This is a genomic window from Paludifilum halophilum, from assembly GCF_002245355.1.
Lineage (GTDB): Bacteria > Bacillota > Bacilli > Thermoactinomycetales > DSM-45169 > Paludifilum > Paludifilum halophilum.
Map to the genome: position 1 here is coordinate 151,245 of NZ_NOWF01000007.1, position 15,630 is coordinate 166,874.

Here is a 15,630-nt window from a genome sequence, read left to right on the forward strand (position 1 = left end):
TTCATCGTCTCAATCGTACACCGAAAAGGAGGAAGACGGATATGTCTCGACGATGGTTGGAAAAAGAGGGGGAAGCCTGGGTGGAAGACGGAATCCTGACCCGGGAACAACTGCAACGGATCCTGGATCGTTACCCTTCCGGTAACCGGGCCGCTCAAACCCTGCCGATCCTTGCGGGGGTTCTGACTGGGTTGGGAATTCTCTCCTGGGTCGCATCCCACTGGGAGGAAATATCCCCCTTGATACGTTTAACCCTTCTGATCACCACGCTCATCGGCTTTTACACAGCCGGCGAATACCAGGCCGGTCGAGGCCGCCGCCATATCGGAGCCTCTTTGACCGCTCTCGGGGTCGTCTCCTTCGGTGGTTCCATGGTGTTGATCGGACAGATGTATCATGTGACGGCCCATGATGCCCGCTTGTGGATCCTTTGGGCAATCGCCGGTTTGTTCAGTCTGGCTCTCTACCGGCACCCCTTCTTGTTCTTTCTGAACTTTGTCATCCTGACCGCATCCCAACTATTCAGTACCCATTCCTATGGGGAATTCAGTTTTGTCACGGCAGCCCTGTTTTTGCTGGGGATCGGGGGATATGCCCAAAGACAGGGCTCCTCCAGGTATACGTGGACGGCAACGGTCGGAGGCGTCTTTCAGGCCATCCTGTGGATATCTTCTTCAGACCTTTCCTCTCTGTGGATCTTCCCCCTCATGCTGGGTTGGTATGCCTTGGGAGACAGCTGGGCATCCCCTCGGTGGGAAAGGCCGATTAAAACGGTTTCTCTCGGGGTCGCTTTCGCCCTTTGCCTGTTTCTCTCCCTGGAGCCGATCCGAGGGGAATCGTTGCCCCCGGCTCTCATCTTTACCGGAGGGACCGCTCTGTTGTGGGCTCTTTCCCTGATCGCCCGAATCCGTAGCAAAAGATGGAAAGATCTTTACGAGTGGGTGTTGTTTCTCCCGCTGTTCTACCTGACCCAAGGCTTTCCCGAGGCGGTACATACCTCTTTATATCTGTTGCTTCTATTAGGCTTTTCCCTAGCCGTCCTGCTCACGGGATACGCCCGCGGATCGCGCCGTCGAACCAACGGAGGAATCACTCTCTTTCTCATCGCCACATTCACCGCCTATTTAAACCTGACCTGGGACTTCATGCCCAAATCTTTGTTTTTCCTGCTTGGGGGTCTCCTCCTTTTCGCGCTTAACCATTATCTGCAACGCACAAAAAGAGATCGCCTCTCCCAAGGAGGTGAAGCGAAATGAACCGCCGCCGATGGCTTGCCTTGCTCATCACGGCCCAAGTCCTTCTGTTGGGAGGAATCGCCGGCAGTTACTATGCGGTCGATGCCATGGGAAAAGAAATCCAACTCCGAACCAAACCGGTCGATCCCCGAAATCTCCTGTACGGGGACTATGCCCATCTGCACTATGAAATCAGCGACGTCCCCCGGCAACTGTGGAGAGGAGACGAAGAATCCCTCCAAAATGAGCCGGTTCATGTCTTGCTCTCCCCCCAAAAAACGATATACCGGGTGAAAGGGGTTTACCCCGACCGTCCGGAAACATCGGAAGAAGAGGTCGTTCTTCAGGCAAAAGCCTCGTCCTTCGGAGAACAAATCCACCTGAAATACGGATTGGAACGATACTATGTACCGGAAAACACCGGAAAAACGCTGGAAGGACAGCGACGTCCAATGCGCGTCCGGGTAAAAGTGGCCCCTTGGGGACAGGCGAAAATCTCCGCCTTGGAACCGTACCCGGAAAAATCGTCCACCTATCGATAAAACCTTACCCGATCATCATAACAAACCCGAATCACTTGTCAGCATCCCAGTCTTCCGAAGTTGTTTCACATCCCGCTCCCAAAAAGAGCACCCTCCTCAATCGCGGAGGGTGCTCCCGTACGCGGGCCGCAGTTAACCGGCGGCTTTTTTCGAAGAGGCCGCCCTTTTTTCCTTCTTATAAACGTGTTCGATATAATCTTCTGTCTCTTTTTTGATCTCTTTGTTCAGGAACAAAAGGGCAATCATATTGGGAACAACGATTAAAGCCAATAGAATGTCGAGGAATTGCCAGATAAACTTGAGACCCCCGATGGCCCCGATAAAGATGGATACGATATAGATGTAACGCATGATAATGGAAAATCGCAAACCGAACAGATACTCCGCCTGCTTCTCTCCATAGTAGATCAAAACGCCGACGGTGGACAGAGCAAAGATCAGCAGAAACAGGGCCACCATCGCTCCCCCCAAGGAATCACCGTATATTTGACCGAATGCGGCAGGAACAATATCCGCCGGATTCTCCGAACGGGTCCACGTCCCCGAAGTGAGTACCGCCAACCCGGAAACCGTACAAATCACGAGTGTATCCATGAAAACGGCGAAGATGCCCCACAGTCCCTGGCGAGCGGGATGATCGGTCTGAGCCGTGGCATGAGCGATAGAAGCCGTCCCCATCCCCGCCTCATTGGAATAGGCGCCCCGAGCCATCCCCCACCGAAGAGCGGCGGCTACACCGGCTCCGGAAAAGCCGCCCGCTGCTGAAATCGGCGTAAAGGCGTGTTTAAAGATTAGAGCGAAGACACCGGGCAGCGCCTCGATATTGTATAGTATGATTGCGCCTGCCATCGCCAAATAAATCAGAACCATAAAGGGGACGAACTTTTCCGTCACCTTCCCGATCCGTCGGACGCCGCCCAAAACGACCGCCGCCGTCATGAGTGTGATCATGAGGCCCGTCAGCCATGTCGGCCAACCAAAAGCCGATTCCACGGTTTTGGAAATCGAATTGGACTGAACCATCGAGCTGGGCATCACCTCTACCATCAAACCGAAAGCAAACAGGAGAGCCAGAGGTTTCCATCCCAAGCCCTTTTGAATATAATACATCGGTCCGCCGACCCATTCACCGACTTCATTTTTCTCCCGGTACTTAATCCCCAGCAAGATCTCTCCATATTTGCTGGCCATACCGATTACGGCCACCATCCACATCCAGAAAAGCGCACCCGGACCCCCGAGATAGATCGCCAGGGAAACGCCGATCACGTTTGTCGCCCCGGCAGTTGAAGCCAAAGCGGAAGTGAACGCCTGAAACGGAGTAAGAGTCCCGTCTCCGTTCCCTTTTTTGAAAATGCGCCCCACTGTCTGTTTCAAAGCGTGGCCAAAGAACATTAACTGAAAAAAACGGATTCTTATGGTTAAAAAAAGACCTCCCCCCAAGAGAAGCGCCACCATCGGCGGCCCCCATATCCAATCCGAAATTGCGGCAACCGCATCTGAAAGGTTCAAACTCATTCCTCCTAAAATCAGAAAATATAAAAATTTCGACCTGAGAACCGGATCTTATGGCTTTTTCCCTCTCATCCGATTCTTAAACATTTTTATTTATATGATTATTAAAAGCAATCCATTGATGGGAAAAAGGATTTTTGAATTCATATCCTGAATATGTAAAGGAGTAAAGGAGTCTCACCTTTCGAGAAGACAATAAAAACCCGGAGTGTGACCCGGAAGTATCAGTTGCGTCCTGTGAATCTATTCGTCAGGAACAACACTTTGAGAAAGGGTGATTGCCGGATGAAAATAGATAAACGGCTGTTTAAGCGTTCAGACGGTTCTATCTTGTTCGTCGCCCATGCCGCAAGCTTGATTCTGGTCTTATTCGGTCTGACCTTCACCCTGTTAAACCCTTCGCAACCAGACCATCCGGTCTCTGACCGAACAGTCGGATCGCTTCTGTTTCAAACGACCGGCGGGTGGTTGCTGTTGGCGGGAATCGCCCTGTTTCTGATCACCCTGTTCCGATTATGGGTCACTCGAGGGTGGAAAAACCAGAAACCCGATCGCAGTCAAAAATTTTTTCACTAAACCGATTCCTCTTCCGAAGGCATCGAAAACAGGCGAGTCAGACACTCTCGAAAATACATCATGACCTGGAATCATGGTGATTAAGCGAATTCCGAATCGGCCCCAGCACCCGTATCATCCATGGTCAAATACGCTCGAAACCATTCGGGAGGGATACGATTTGAACCTGGTATCCGAACTGCAATCCATCCTGTCTGAGGAGCAAGTAACCGACAATCAAGCCGTGTTGGAAAATCACAGTCGCGACGAAGGTTATCAACCTCCCCACCCTCCGGACGTCGTCGTGTTTCCCGTTAACAAAGAAGATGTCATCAAGGTTCTCCGATTCGCCAACCGACATCGAATTCCCGTCGTTCCCTTCGGTCTCGGCTCCAGTCTGGAGGGTCATGTGATCGCCTACCGCGGAGGGATTTCCCTGGATTTTCAAATGATGAACCGGGTGTTAACGGTGCAACCGGACGACTTTTTGGTCCGTGTACAGCCTGGAGTAACTCGAACCCAGTTAAACCGCGAACTGAAGAAATACGGTTTATTCTATCCCGTCGACCCAGGAGCCGACGCCACCTTCGGCGGTATGGCGGCCACCAATGCCAGCGGAACGACATCCGTTCGTTACGGGGTGACACGGGACCAAATCCGAAGCCTCGAAGTGGTACTCGCCGACGGTACGGTGATCCGCACCGGAGGGGACGCCGCTAAATCCTCCTCCGGTTATCACCTGACAGGGTTGTTCGTCGGTTCGGAGGGGACCCTAGGTATTTTTACGGAGATCACTCTCCGCGTCTACGGAATCCCGGAAGCGATCGCGGCCGCCCGAGCGGCTTTTCCCGACGTTAAAAACGCCGTAAATACCGCCATAGCCATTCTTTCGGAGGAATTCCGGTCGCCCGGATGGAACTGGTGGACGCCGCTTCGATCCAACAAATCAACGCATTTAGTAAAACCGATTATCCGGAACAGCCCACCCTCTTCCTGGAGTTCCACGGTAACAAGGCGGGCCTGCAAAAAGACGCTGATTTTGCCGCGGAAATCGCCTCAGGACAGAAGTGTGAAGAACTTCGGTTCGAGACGGATACCGAAGCCCAGAACCGCCTGTGGGAAACCCGCCATAACCTGGCCTATGCCTTTATCCACAATCACCCCGTCCGGAAAAAGATGTCAACGGATGTTTGTGTCCCCTTATCCCGCTTGACGGAATCGGTTATATTCGCCAGGGAGCAAATCGACACCTCCCATTTGAACGGGGCGATTCTGGGCCACATCGGAGACGGAAACTACCACACCCTGTTAATGATCGATCCCGAGAATCCAAAGGACTGTCGCGATGCGAACCGCATCAATGAAGCCATCGTGAAGCACGCTCTCGACCTCGGCGGAACCTGTACCGGTGAGCACGGAGTCGGCGTGGGCAAAATGAAATACCAACAAATGGAACACGGTCCGGCCTACGGTATCATGCAACATATCAAAAAAACCTTAGATCCAACGGGAATCCTGAATCCCGGAAAACTGGCGGACCCCTCTTCAACACCTTCATCATCCGGTTCGTCTTTTTGAACGGCCATCGGCTGAAGCCGAAACCGTACCCACCCTCGACCCGCAACGGCGGGTATCGAGGGTTTTTCGATGACGCCTCCATTTTTTCAGGGGAGGATTTCAAAGCTTCCTTTTTAAATGGGTACACTGTAAAATAGAATTCTACCGATCAAAACCCGTCATTTTTTCCAGAGAACTGTCTCTACATGATGCTTATATCGAAAGGACGAAAGCGGACTCATGTTACACTCCATCATGGACAACTACCCTCTCTGGGCCTCCCTCGCCGCAATCACTCTGGCCCAATTCCTAAAAGTACCGTGGAACTACACGATCACCAAAGAATGGGACTGGAACTGGATCTTTAATACCGGCGGCATGCCGAGCGGACACACTGCCGCCGTCACCTCCCTGGCCACCGCGATCGGGATCTGGGAAGGCTGGGGTTCTCCCCTGTTTGCAATCACCACCGTTCTCGCTCTGATCGTGATGTACGATGCCGCCGGAGTACGCCGTCAGGCAGGAATGCAGGCACAGGTACTCAACCGGTTGGCTGAGGATTTCACTCAAATGGTGGAGGAAATTCGCCACATCAAAGAAAAATCACCCCGTGAAACCGGGGTGAAGTTGAAAGAAATCCTGGGGCATCAACCGATCGAAGTTGTTACCGGTGCCCTGTTCGGGATCATCATCTCACTCATTCTCTACGGGTTGTGGTTTTAAAAAGAGACCCATAAACACCTCATCCACATATTCTCCTTTTAAAATCGCTTGTCGTCGCAGACGGCCTTCTACACGGAACCCGTACTTTTTGTATAATTGAATGGCGCGGTCGTTGTTGGACCATACATCCAGATTGACCTTCTCAATCCCGTTCGCCCGTGCCCAGTCGATCGAGTAATTCATCAGTTTCTTTCCCAATCCCATACCGCGATATCTGGGAATCAGCCAAGTCCTGAACTTGGCCGTATGGTAACTGATTCCCTTGGATCCCCTTCGCAACAAAGCGACACCGGCGATCGTACCGTCCACTTCCACAACGGTATACATCCCTCCGCCCTTTTGGATTTCCCTGATCTCGTCCTTCTTTTTCCCGGTGTCCCCCAGCGAATCGGGGGTTTCGTCCAGGTAAACCCCCTCTTTGACTACACGCGCCAGGCGCCGCCGTATTTCGGAAGCGTCCCGTTCGCTTTCGGCCGGACGAATCGTGACTGTATGTCCATCCTTGGTATGGTGGGTTTGACGTTCGTGAAAGCTTGCAACCGCATTTTGCAATTCAACAGCCATGAAAGAAATAAACTCCCTTCTTATAGTAGAGAACGTTTCCACCGATCCGCACAGAGGAGGTTCAACCCGATGCAACGTATCGTCTCCATCTGTCCAAGCAACACGGAAATCCTGTTCGCTCTGGGCCTGGGCCCCTGCATCGTCGGTGTAGATGACTATTCGGACTGGCCCCCGGATGTTGACCGACTTCCCCGACTGGGCCCCGACCTTGACATTGATATCGATAAGGTTCGGGACCTGCAACCGGATTGGGTCCTCGCGTCTTTAAGTGTTCCCGGTATGGAGAAAAATATCGAAGGACTGGAACAAGCCGGAATTCCTTATTTGGTTCTATACCCGGATCGCATTCAAGGTATACCTGCGGATTTTATCAAAGTGGGAAAAATGGCGGGAGTCGAAGAGCGGGGGAAAGAATGGGCCCGTTATTTTGAAGAACGCCTCCGCTCGATTCAGGAACGGATCCCGCAGGACCGGCCCGTCCCCCGCCTGTATTGGGAATGGTGGCCCAAACCGGTCTTTACCCCGGGAAAAGAAAATTGGCTGACGGATGTGAGCCGGATTGTCGGAGGAATCAATGTATTCGGAGAGGAGGGCGGCCAAAGCGTACAAACGGATTGGGCCGGGGTGGCCGCCCGAAAGCCGGACTACACGTTGGTCGCATGGACCGGTGTTCCGATTCACCGGGTCAAAAAGAAACTCCTGACCAACCGTCCGGACTGGAACGGGCTTCCCTTCGCTCGGGAAGAGCGGATCCATATTTTGGAGGAAGGGTGGTATTGCCGACCCTCTCAACGCATCTTGACGGGCATCGAGTATTTGGCCCACCTTTTGTACCCGGATGTGTTTCAACCGGTTGAACCGTATTGATGAACCCATTCTCTCGGCTAGGGGGATCGTATTCTGCCACGCTCCGGTTGCCATCTAACTCGCCCCGATAACAAAAAAACGCCGTTTGACGGCGTCTTCCCGGGGCCCGGTCCATCCGGGTCCCGTTTATTTAAAACATTCGATATCCCTTTACCCGCAGCGTTCGGATCGTCCAACCACCGACGAGAATCCCGATCAGGCCGATGGTGAGCATCAGATAGTCGCCGCCCTTCAGCACGCCTTTGGTGATAAAGAAATACACCAGTAAGCCGATATACAAAACCGTCGGCAGCCAAGTGGTTTTCAGAATCATATTCAAGATGAATGAAATCCCAAAAGCCAAAAAAGCGAACAAAGGGATGGAAATAATGAACTGGGGGAGACTCATGGTCGTCATCGCCTCCAAGGAGTGGTCCCGTCGAATTCTTTATTCAGTGTACAGAAAAAGTGTCATGCGGTCAATTGAGAAGGTGTGAACCATTGAACAATCTGTGCACAAATGATGGCATTTCGCTGAAAGTTGATATGCTTCGTTTGCGAGGCTTTTCCCCTTTCGGTACAATGAAGAGGGTGAGCGAGAAGAAAGGGGGATGCTGTATGCGTCCACAAACAGGGGGAAAATCCCCCATGGGACGTCCAGGAGCCGCCTCAGAAAATAAAGGCGGTGAACAGCGTAAAAAACTGCCGACCCAATTTGTCAATTTCTTATTCCTTAAAGTCGACCCGGCCTGGCGTCGCTTAAGTCGCGAAGAGCAGGAGGAAGGCAAGCGCGAGTTCGCTTCCGTAGTCGAGGAATATCAGGGCAAAAACGGCATGATGATCAACTCCTACTCCATGGTGGGGATTCGGTCCGACGCCGACTTGTTGTTGTGGCGAATCGCCAAAAACGTGGAAGATTTTCAGGAGATGAGTCATAAACTGCTTCATACCGGTTTGGGAAAATACATGGAGATCACATACTCTTATCTTTCCTTTACCAAACGGAGCATGTATGTGGATAAAATGGATCCGGAACACCAAAACCCCCGGGTTTACATCATTCCGGGGATGAAAAAATACTTGTTCGTCTACCCCTTCATCAAGACCCGGGATTGGTATCAATTATCTTACCCGGCCCGGCAAGGGATGATGGACGAGCATATTCAAGTGGGAAGCAAATATCCCTCGGTCAAGTTGAATACCACGTACAGTTTCGGTATCGATGACCAGGAGTTTGTAGTCGCCTTTGAAACCGATGAAATCACGGACTTCTCCGTACTGGTCCAGGAACTTCGCGAGACGGAAGCCAGTCGCTACACTCAGCGGGATGTTCCGATGTTCACCTGTATCCGTCATGAGCAAGTATCCGATGCATTAAACACCTTGTAATCGCCCACCCACGCCAAAGATCCGGCTTTTCGCCGGATCTTATTTATCTTTTGCGAGGCTTTTTCCCTGTCCCTTTGCAAGAACCGCAGGTTTCGGAACCACCCAGGAGCAGTTGATAATAACCGTCCCCCCCGCAATACTTGCATGTTTCCTCTTTCGATACTGAAGAACCGGCCATCTCTTTCGCCCTCCTTTTATCAAACATGGATGCCTCTATATTTCGATAATTTTCAGAACATCATACATCAAATCTCTAAAAAACAAAAGAGGGAATCATTGGTATTGAAATTTATGTCATTCCATGTAAGCGGCTTCAACGCTTTTATTCTCTATGAATCGCATGCACGGTTTTGATTTTCATGTTTTCTGATTGATCCGCCTTTTTTTCGAAGCGGATTTTTTCTTTCCAAATCCGGGTATAGTTTGTATGGATCCATAATAGGAGGATGATAGGATGGTTACCAGCCTGACCGACTGTACTACATTGAACAATGGTGTGCGGATGCCCTGGTTCGGCCTTGGAGTCTACAAGGCCGAAGAAGGAAACGAAGTGATGGAAGCCGTCCAAACCGCGCTGAAATACGGTTACCGGAGTATCGACACCGCCTCGTTCTATGGAAACGAGGAAGGGGTGGGAAAAGCGATCCGTCAATCCGGAATTCCCCGGGAGGATCTCTTTGTCACCACCAAGGTGTGGAATGATCAACAAGGCTTTGACTCCACCCTGGAAGCCTTTGAAGAGAGCCGCCGCAAGCTGGGCCTGGACACGATCGATCTGTACCTGATCCATTGGCCGGTAACGGGAAAATATAAAGAAACCTGGCGAGCGATGGAACAACTCTACCGGGAAGGACGTGTCCGGGCGATCGGGGTCTGTAACTTTGAAATCCATCATCTAAAAGACCTGATGGAGGACAGTGAAGTCACTCCGGCGGTCAACCAGGTGGAATACCACCCCCGTCTGACTCAAAAAGAGTTGCTTCGGTTCTGTAAAGAGAACGATATTCAGCTGGAGGCATGGGGCCCTCTGATGCGGGGAAAAATTCTCGATCACGAGACCCTTCGTAAGATCGGTGAAAAGTATGGGAAAACACCGGCTCAAGTGGTTCTCCGCTGGGACTTGCAACAGGGTGTCATAACCATCCCCAAATCCGTCCGCGAAGAACGGATTAAAGCCAACGCCGATGTCTTCGATTTCTCTCTCACCCCGGAAGAAATGGAAAGCATCGATGCACTGAACCAGAACATCCGTACCGGTCCCCACCCGGATGATTTTTAATGTTTGAGCATAAACCGCCAACGGGGTTGGCGGTTTTTTTCTGTAAAAAAACAACCCCCGTTCACTCAAAAACGGGAGTTGCCAAACCAATACTAAATCTGCAACTTAAAACTTCGCTTTCTTCATCATCAGCGACAGTCCGCCGAGGAGGTAGAACCAACGCCAATCGTTCAGACGTTTCATGACGGACGCGGAAAAACCAAACAGTTTTTTGTTGCCGACCACCCCGATGGCGGAGCCTCGTCCCAAGGAAGCCAGGGTTCCTTTCAGGCTGAACTCGAAGGGAGCCGGTGAACCGCCCCGAAGAGCGGCAACCAGATTTTTAGCCAGAGTCTCTCCCTGTTGAGTGGCCATCTGGGCCGTCGGGGGATAGGGACGTTCGTTCTCGGGATTGATAATCAGCGAGTTGTCCCCGATCACATATAAATTTTCATATCCCGGTGCCCGGAGGTACTCATCCACTTTAATCCGTCCTCGCATGGTCTCGAGACCGGCTTCCTCCAACAGAGAGTTCCCCCGCACACCACAAGTCCAGACAACAGTTGCCGCCTTGATCTCTTCGCCGCCTTTCAAAACCACTCCGTCGGTGGTAACCTCTTCGATCGGTGTGCTGAGACGGAATTCAACGCCGCGTTCTTCCAGATATTGAACCGCGTAATCCACCAGTTCCTTGTCGAAACCGGGTAATGCTGTCGGAGCCGCTTCAATACTGATCAAACGAACTTGATCCCGGGGAATGTCGAATTCACGGCACAGCTTGGGGATCCGATCCACCAGTTCGCCGATATATTCAATCCCGGTAAACCCGGCTCCCCCGACCACGATCGTGATCAGATCATCCCGCTTCTCTTCGGTGTTTTGGTACTGGGAAAACATGTATTCCATATGCTCCCGGATCATGCGAACACTGTTCAGGTTGTTGATCAGGTGGGCATTTTCCAGTACCCCTTTGGCGCCGAAGGTTTCCGTATTGGCTCCCAGTGCAAACACCAAATCATCGTAAGTGAGCGGATCGGAGGCGTTTTCCAGGTAAACCTCTTTCTTGTCCGGATCAAAGCCCGTCACCCGATCCTCGACGAAACGAACTTTGTTCGTATCCACCACTGACTTGATGGGGACGCGGGCATATTCGGGAGACAAGGTCCCCGCCGCCGGTTCATGCAATTTGGTGGTGACATAATGATACGGATTCTGATTGACCAGGGTAATCTCCGCTTCCTGATGATTCAACTGTTTTTGCAAGCCGGACACGGTCATCAGGCCGCCGTAACCGGCACCGAGAACAACAATTTTAGGAAGACCCATTAAAACCACATCCATTTATTTATGTTAAAGAAATCACAATATAAGACCGAATAGGACACTATAAACCATGATATGATTTTCCTTATCATTTGACAAGGGGTCTCTTTGTTGAACAGTCTCTCTCACAACCCCTTTCCTTATCCGAAACCCTGTCAGTGAAGCATATCACAAGCGATGCTTCAGCCGTTTATAAACAGGGATTTTTCCCAATAAACCCCCTTGAGGGATGACAAGAATTAACTATACAATGAACAATGGAAAGGACAAAAAACTTTCTGCTCATCCGGATGAAGGACCGATTTTTGTCGTAATTTTTCTAAATCATATATAAACGATCCTTCATTCAGAATAAAAAAGACTTTTAAGGATTTTAAGGTGGTGAACTTGTGCACAAAATCCGATTGTTTTCCTGGAAGATAAGTGTTGAAGTTTTGTCTAAGGAAAACGGTGCTCGATCAACGAGTCTGTGTTATCATTCGGGTATCATCATCGATGATTGAGTCACCGTTTGCCAGCAACGCATGATTCCACGATCGTCCGTTTTCAATCATAGAATGGGAATCTTCACGGCCCCCTGCTCAGACTACAAGATTGTGAACTGAATTTGGAGGTGCGGCTTATGTCAGTTGACACGTTACGCGATGGAGAGGTTAAAGACATCACAATCATCGGCGGCGGACCTACCGGGCTTTTTGCCGCGTTTTACGCCGGGATGCGAAAGTCCTCGGTAAAGGTGATCGAGAGCCTGCCCCAACTCGGCGGCCAGCTCTCTGCCCTTTACCCTGAAAAATATATTTACGATGTTGCCGGTTTCCCGAAAGTACGGGCTCAGGAACTGGTTGACAACCTGGTGGAGCAGAGCAATCTTTTTCAACCCGAGTTTTGTGTCGATGAGAAAGTACACCGTGTCGAAAAAAATGACGAAGGTCTCTTTGAGATTATTACCGATAAACAACATCACTACAGCAAAACGATCATCATCACCGCTGGTTGCGGCGCTTTTGAACCCCGCAAGCTGAAAATACCCGGCTCGGAGAAATATGAAGGGAAAAACCTTTTTTATTTCGTAAAGGATCTGCAACAATTTGCCGGTAAAAACGTCCTGATCGCCGGCGGCGGTGATTCCGCCGTTGACTGGGCCAATATGTTGGAACCCATCACCAAGCAGGTGACGGTGATCCACCGCCGGGACAAATTCCGCGCCCACGAAACCAGTGTCGATCAGATGAAGCAATCCAGCGTACAAGTGATCACACCGCGGGAGATTCTGTCCCTCTCCGGCGAGGAACGTATAGAGAAGGTCACCATCGGCGACCGAAAGACCGGAGTCGTAGAAGAGTTGGATGTGGATGCCTTGATCGTCAGCTTTGGTTTTGTTTCCACCCTCGGCCCGATCAAGGAGTGGGGACTGGATATCGAAAAAGGATCGATCAACGTCAATTCCCGGATGGAAACCAACATTCCCGGGATCTATGCCGCCGGGGACATCGCCACCTACCCGGGCAAGGTAAAGCTGATTGCCGTCGGTTTCGGGGAAGCCCCCACCGCCGTCAACAACGCCAAACAGTACATCGATCCCAAAGCCCGCCTCCAACCCGGTCACAGTTCCAATATGAACCTGTAATACACCAACCCCTCCCTTTTCGGGAGGGATTTTATTTCGTCGCATGATTCCGTCCTCACGTGAAAAAATAAGATCAAACTTCTCCAATCGGGGGATGATCTTCATGCGATCCCGTATCTATGCAACAGCCATGTACCATATTTTAATGACTGCGGCCACCATCGGTATCCCTTCTCTCATATACTTCGGAAGCCGGGGACAAGGAAATGAGGCCTATTACGGTGCAGTGGGAGCCGTCATGGCTTTTCTGCTGCTGGTCACTTATCTGATCCTTCCGGAATGGGAGAACAGACGATGACCGCCGCAAATCCTTCAAAGGGATGTCCGGTTTGCAACGGTTTTGAGGGGCTGAATATGCTTTGTCCACAATGCGGGGAAATGATGGAGGACAGAGGGCGGTTTTTGGACCTGTTGGCCGACTACAGTCCCTACCGTCCCATCGATGATCTCAAACGGACCGACGGCTATCCGGATCTGGACACTCACCAGTGTCCCCACACACTGTACTGTCGAAATTGCGGTCATGACCAACTGATGATGGTGGCGGAGATTCTTCTTTGACCACTCCCCATGCCTAAAGGCAGGGGATTCTTGGGTAATCTCCCGCAACCGGGAAAAATGAACCAAACTCAAACCGTGGGCCCCACGGCGATGACTCTTAAACCTTCTTGCAGAATGTTTTTGGCGGCGTTGATGTCCCGATCGTAATGAACACCACATTCTGGGCATATCCAATATCTCAGGTTCAGATTTTTTACGTCTCTGTTTCTATTCCCGCAGCAGGAACAAAGGCTGAAGCTAGAGGTTTTCTCGCTCGCAAAGATATAAAAAAAGCGCCATCCGATGGACAGCGCTGATCTCATTCCTATTGCGTGCGACCAAGCCAAAACCCTCCGACAAAAGTCTTCGGTTCCGAGGAAACGACAAAAGCGTGAGGGTCGATCTCTTTCACCCGGCTGACCAGTTCTTTTTGCCTTTTCCGCTTGGTCAAAACCATTAAAACCAGGCGTTCTCCGCTTAAACCTTCACCCAACCAGGAAGTGACCCCGAATCCGAAGTTTCGAAGCTGCTGCGGCATATCGGAGTCCTCTTTCCGGGTGATGACCTGTACCGTTACATATCCCATCGCCAACCGCTCTTCGATCAGGGATCCGGTATACACCCCGAGGGCAAAACCGAAACAATAGATCACCAGATTGTACCAGCTATCCATGTTTTCCAGCACAGTCGCCAGTCCCAACATGTAAATGAACACTTCACCGAAGCTGATGATCGAAGCTAGTTTGGCGTTTCCCTTCATCATCATAATCAGGCGGAGCGTCGATACCGTCACATAGGCGATTTGTATAAAAAATATAAAGAGCAGTACACCCATCATGATTCCTCCCCGCCAAGAATCTCTGCTAGATCCTCATGGTAAAAATTCCTCACCACATCATACAACACGGAGTACCTGCGGGGAAGACCCATTTTTTACAAAGTAAAAACATAAAACGCCTCCCTTGGGAGTTACCCTCGGGAGACGCAGAAAACATCACTGCAACATTTTATCGTGTTTCAACGTCTAGAGAAATGTCAGCACTTCTCCGGCGAACCTGCATCTGTGGCTGTCTTGAAGGAAGTACCGCAGCCGCAGGTGGCGATGGCATTGGGGTTGTGGATGGTAAATCCTCCGCCCATCAAGGATTCCTTGTAGTCGATCTCCAGACCCTTGATCAATTTCTCATCATCTTTATTGATAAGGACCCGGATTCCGTGAAAAGCCAGCTCGCGATCATTTTCCGTCTTATTGTCATCAAAACCCATGCTATAGGTGAATCCGCTGCACCCCCCGCCTTTGACACCGACACGGAGGTACAGGTTTTCGGGCTGTTCCTCGTCTTTCATCATTTCCTGAACTTTGTATCCAGCCTGTTCAGTCAAGTGGATCACGCGTATCCCTCCTTAAGCGGCATGAACGGACGAAATGCCCTTCTTACTTTAAATTATACAGGGGAGTCGAAAGCGATACAACCGATCCCTTGGTCCAGCCCGTTTTCAAAAGGGAACAGGATCAGATTCGTCCGACCGCTACTTCCCGAATTTTGGAGGTATAACGGCGAATGATATAAACCCCGCGTTCTTCTTTAAAATGTTTTGTCTCGATCCGGTGGAAACGATTCCACTGGTTATGCAGCTCGTCCAACCGTTGGCTGATCCGGATTACAGAAGGATGGCTCAATCCGAGTTCCGCCGCCTTTTGTTCCATCCTTTTACGTACCTTCTCTATCTCGCGCTCCAGTTGCTTTCGTCCCATCATGGAGTCTCCCCCCAACACTCGTTCGCCCTACTTTCTTTTTTGATTAAATTGATCATACCCAATTTTGCCTTTCTGGGAAACACAAATTTATCAACTTAATCTTATTATGTTACGAAATTACTCCAAAGGACTTATATAACATTTATTTGTACTCTTTTTTATCGAACCTCCATAGAGCAAGCGTATGGATGGATAAG

Annotated in this window: 19 protein-coding genes and 1 pseudogene; 11 read left to right on the forward strand and 9 right to left on the reverse strand. The window is 50.7% G+C overall.

Translation table 11 applies throughout. From position 1 onward, the window contains the following. Positions 1-41: 41 nt before the first annotated feature. Positions 42-1,256, forward strand: a complete 1,215-nt coding sequence (locus CHM34_RS12385; RefSeq protein WP_169713713.1) for a DUF2157 domain-containing protein — start codon at positions 42-44, stop codon at positions 1,254-1,256. Further along, entirely contained in the window at positions 1,253-1,777 is a 525-nt protein-coding gene (locus tag CHM34_RS12390; RefSeq protein WP_094264922.1) for a GDYXXLXY domain-containing protein, read from the forward strand. Before CHM34_RS12385 ends, CHM34_RS12390 begins: the two co-directional genes overlap by 4 nt. 132 nt (positions 1,778-1,909) lie before the next feature. Here the strand turns inward: CHM34_RS12390 and CHM34_RS12395 are convergent, their stop codons facing one another. Beyond that, positions 1,910-3,295 (reverse strand): alanine/glycine:cation symporter family protein, encoded by a 1,386-nt coding sequence (locus tag CHM34_RS12395; RefSeq protein WP_094264923.1) that lies wholly within the window; start codon positions 3,293-3,295, stop codon positions 1,910-1,912. A gap of 282 nt (positions 3,296-3,577) precedes the next feature. Here CHM34_RS12395 and CHM34_RS12400 point away from each other — a divergent pair, with 282 nt between their 5' ends. The 3 genes and pseudogenes from CHM34_RS12400 (at position 3,578) to CHM34_RS12410 (ending at position 6,127) form a co-directional block, all read left to right on the forward strand. Next, positions 3,578-3,868: a hypothetical protein gene (locus tag CHM34_RS12400; RefSeq protein WP_094264924.1), complete on the forward strand. Its 291-nt coding sequence runs from the start codon at positions 3,578-3,580 to the stop codon at positions 3,866-3,868. A 160-nt stretch (positions 3,869-4,028) separates the two neighbouring features. Next, positions 4,029-5,425: pseudogene (locus CHM34_RS12405) on the forward strand (FAD-binding oxidoreductase). Positions 5,426-5,644: 219 nt separating this feature from the next. After that, complete coding sequence (locus CHM34_RS12410; protein ID WP_094264925.1) at positions 5,645-6,127, forward strand: divergent PAP2 family protein; 483 nt, start codon at positions 5,645-5,647, stop codon at positions 6,125-6,127. Here CHM34_RS12410 and CHM34_RS12415 read toward each other — a convergent pair. Next, a complete protein-coding gene (locus CHM34_RS12415) occupies positions 6,098-6,691 on the reverse strand; it encodes a GNAT family N-acetyltransferase (protein ID WP_094264926.1) in 594 nt (197 codons plus the stop codon). The two genes, CHM34_RS12410 and CHM34_RS12415, sit on opposite strands and share 30 nt — an antisense overlap. 69 nt (positions 6,692-6,760) lie before the next feature. On the opposite strand from CHM34_RS12415, the gene CHM34_RS12420 reads away from it, so the two are divergent. Continuing rightward, the gene (locus CHM34_RS12420) at positions 6,761-7,558 is read left to right on the forward strand and encodes a cobalamin-binding protein (RefSeq protein ID WP_094264927.1); all 798 of its coding nucleotides are present in this window, start codon (positions 6,761-6,763) and stop codon (positions 7,556-7,558) included. 130 nt (positions 7,559-7,688) lie between these two features. Here CHM34_RS12420 and CHM34_RS12425 read toward each other — a convergent pair whose 3' ends face one another. After that, positions 7,689-7,946, reverse strand: coding sequence for a YuiB family protein (locus CHM34_RS12425; protein ID WP_094264928.1), 258 nt, complete (start codon positions 7,944-7,946; stop codon positions 7,689-7,691). A 209-nt stretch (positions 7,947-8,155) separates the two neighbouring features. Between CHM34_RS12425 and CHM34_RS12430 the strand changes: the two genes are divergently transcribed. Next, entirely contained in the window at positions 8,156-8,926 is a 771-nt protein-coding gene (locus CHM34_RS12430) for a chlorite dismutase family protein (protein WP_240512004.1), read from the forward strand. Between the two features lie 43 nt (positions 8,927-8,969). Here CHM34_RS12430 and CHM34_RS19355 read toward each other — a convergent pair whose 3' ends face one another. Next, positions 8,970-9,104: a YuiA family protein gene (locus tag CHM34_RS19355; RefSeq protein ID WP_169713714.1), complete on the reverse strand. Its 135-nt coding sequence runs from the start codon at positions 9,102-9,104 to the stop codon at positions 8,970-8,972. Positions 9,105-9,380: 276 nt separating this feature from the next. Here CHM34_RS19355 and CHM34_RS12435 point away from each other — a divergent pair, with 276 nt between their 5' ends. Then, the gene (locus CHM34_RS12435; RefSeq protein WP_094264929.1) at positions 9,381-10,205 is read left to right on the forward strand and encodes an aldo/keto reductase; all 825 of its coding nucleotides are present in this window, start codon (positions 9,381-9,383) and stop codon (positions 10,203-10,205) included. Between the two features lie 105 nt (positions 10,206-10,310). On the opposite strand, the gene CHM34_RS12440 is transcribed toward CHM34_RS12435, so the two are convergent. Continuing rightward, entirely contained in the window at positions 10,311-11,510 is a 1,200-nt protein-coding gene (locus tag CHM34_RS12440) for an NAD(P)/FAD-dependent oxidoreductase (RefSeq protein WP_094264930.1), read from the reverse strand. A 619-nt stretch (positions 11,511-12,129) separates the two neighbouring features. Between CHM34_RS12440 and CHM34_RS12445 the strand changes: the two genes are divergently transcribed. The 3 genes from CHM34_RS12445 to CHM34_RS12455 all read left to right on the forward strand — a co-directional run bounded on the left by CHM34_RS12445 (position 12,130) and on the right by CHM34_RS12455 (position 13,695). Further along, positions 12,130-13,134 (forward strand): NAD(P)/FAD-dependent oxidoreductase, encoded by a 1,005-nt coding sequence (locus CHM34_RS12445; protein ID WP_094264931.1) that lies wholly within the window; start codon positions 12,130-12,132, stop codon positions 13,132-13,134. 103 nt (positions 13,135-13,237) lie between these two features. Further along, positions 13,238-13,432 (forward strand): hypothetical protein, encoded by a 195-nt coding sequence (locus tag CHM34_RS12450; protein ID WP_141201701.1) that lies wholly within the window; start codon positions 13,238-13,240, stop codon positions 13,430-13,432. Beyond that, a complete protein-coding gene (locus CHM34_RS12455) occupies positions 13,429-13,695 on the forward strand; it encodes a hypothetical protein (protein ID WP_094264933.1) in 267 nt (88 codons plus the stop codon). Before CHM34_RS12450 ends, CHM34_RS12455 begins: the two co-directional genes overlap by 4 nt. A gap of 68 nt (positions 13,696-13,763) precedes the next feature. On the opposite strand, the gene CHM34_RS19580 is transcribed toward CHM34_RS12455, so the two are convergent. From CHM34_RS19580 to CHM34_RS12475, 4 genes are all read right to left on the reverse strand, one after another. Further along, a complete protein-coding gene (locus tag CHM34_RS19580) occupies positions 13,764-13,997 on the reverse strand; it encodes a zinc ribbon domain-containing protein (protein WP_240512019.1) in 234 nt (77 codons plus the stop codon). 2 nt (positions 13,998-13,999) lie between these two features. Beyond that, positions 14,000-14,509 carry a DUF2179 domain-containing protein gene (locus CHM34_RS12465; RefSeq protein WP_206093802.1) on the reverse strand — a complete coding sequence of 170 codons (510 nt, stop codon included), beginning with the start codon at positions 14,507-14,509 and terminating at the stop codon, positions 14,000-14,002. A 200-nt stretch (positions 14,510-14,709) separates the two neighbouring features. Then, positions 14,710-15,066 carry a HesB/IscA family protein gene (locus tag CHM34_RS12470; protein ID WP_094264935.1) on the reverse strand — a complete coding sequence of 119 codons (357 nt, stop codon included), beginning with the start codon at positions 15,064-15,066 and terminating at the stop codon, positions 14,710-14,712. 121 nt (positions 15,067-15,187) lie between these two features. Then, the gene (locus tag CHM34_RS12475; RefSeq protein ID WP_094264936.1) at positions 15,188-15,433 is read right to left on the reverse strand and encodes an aspartyl-phosphate phosphatase Spo0E family protein; all 246 of its coding nucleotides are present in this window, start codon (positions 15,431-15,433) and stop codon (positions 15,188-15,190) included. Positions 15,434-15,630 lie beyond the last annotated feature (197 nt).

Excerpts from the sequence above, each read along its gene's own strand:
- CHM34_RS12385 (WP_169713713.1), top strand. The coding sequence starts at position 42 with ATGTCTCGACGATGGTTGGAAAAAGAGGGGGAAGCCTGGGTGGAAGAC.
- CHM34_RS12390 (WP_094264922.1), top strand. The coding sequence starts at position 1,253 with ATGAACCGCCGCCGATGGCTTGCCTTGCTCATCACGGCCCAAGTCCTT.
- CHM34_RS12395 (WP_094264923.1), bottom strand. The coding sequence starts at position 3,295 with ATGAGTTTGAACCTTTCAGATGCGGTTGCCGCAATTTCGGATTGGATA.
- CHM34_RS12400 (WP_094264924.1), top strand. The coding sequence starts at position 3,578 with ATGAAAATAGATAAACGGCTGTTTAAGCGTTCAGACGGTTCTATCTTG.
- CHM34_RS12410 (WP_094264925.1), top strand. The coding sequence starts at position 5,645 with ATGTTACACTCCATCATGGACAACTACCCTCTCTGGGCCTCCCTCGCC.
- CHM34_RS12415 (WP_094264926.1), bottom strand. The coding sequence starts at position 6,691 with ATGGCTGTTGAATTGCAAAATGCGGTTGCAAGCTTTCACGAACGTCAA.
- CHM34_RS12420 (WP_094264927.1), top strand. The coding sequence starts at position 6,761 with ATGCAACGTATCGTCTCCATCTGTCCAAGCAACACGGAAATCCTGTTC.
- CHM34_RS12425 (WP_094264928.1), bottom strand. The coding sequence starts at position 7,946 with ATGAGTCTCCCCCAGTTCATTATTTCCATCCCTTTGTTCGCTTTTTTG.
- CHM34_RS12430 (WP_240512004.1), top strand. The coding sequence starts at position 8,156 with ATGCGTCCACAAACAGGGGGAAAATCCCCCATGGGACGTCCAGGAGCC.
- CHM34_RS19355 (WP_169713714.1), bottom strand. The coding sequence starts at position 9,104 with ATGGCCGGTTCTTCAGTATCGAAAGAGGAAACATGCAAGTATTGCGGG.
- CHM34_RS12435 (WP_094264929.1), top strand. The coding sequence starts at position 9,381 with ATGGTTACCAGCCTGACCGACTGTACTACATTGAACAATGGTGTGCGG.
- CHM34_RS12440 (WP_094264930.1), bottom strand. The coding sequence starts at position 11,510 with ATGGGTCTTCCTAAAATTGTTGTTCTCGGTGCCGGTTACGGCGGCCTG.
- CHM34_RS12445 (WP_094264931.1), top strand. The coding sequence starts at position 12,130 with ATGTCAGTTGACACGTTACGCGATGGAGAGGTTAAAGACATCACAATC.
- CHM34_RS12450 (WP_141201701.1), top strand. The coding sequence starts at position 13,238 with ATGCGATCCCGTATCTATGCAACAGCCATGTACCATATTTTAATGACT.
- CHM34_RS12455 (WP_094264933.1), top strand. The coding sequence starts at position 13,429 with ATGACCGCCGCAAATCCTTCAAAGGGATGTCCGGTTTGCAACGGTTTT.
- CHM34_RS19580 (WP_240512019.1), bottom strand. The coding sequence starts at position 13,997 with ATGAGATCAGCGCTGTCCATCGGATGGCGCTTTTTTTATATCTTTGCG.
- CHM34_RS12465 (WP_206093802.1), bottom strand. The coding sequence starts at position 14,509 with ATGGGTGTACTGCTCTTTATATTTTTTATACAAATCGCCTATGTGACG.
- CHM34_RS12475 (WP_094264936.1), bottom strand. The coding sequence starts at position 15,433 with ATGATGGGACGAAAGCAACTGGAGCGCGAGATAGAGAAGGTACGTAAA.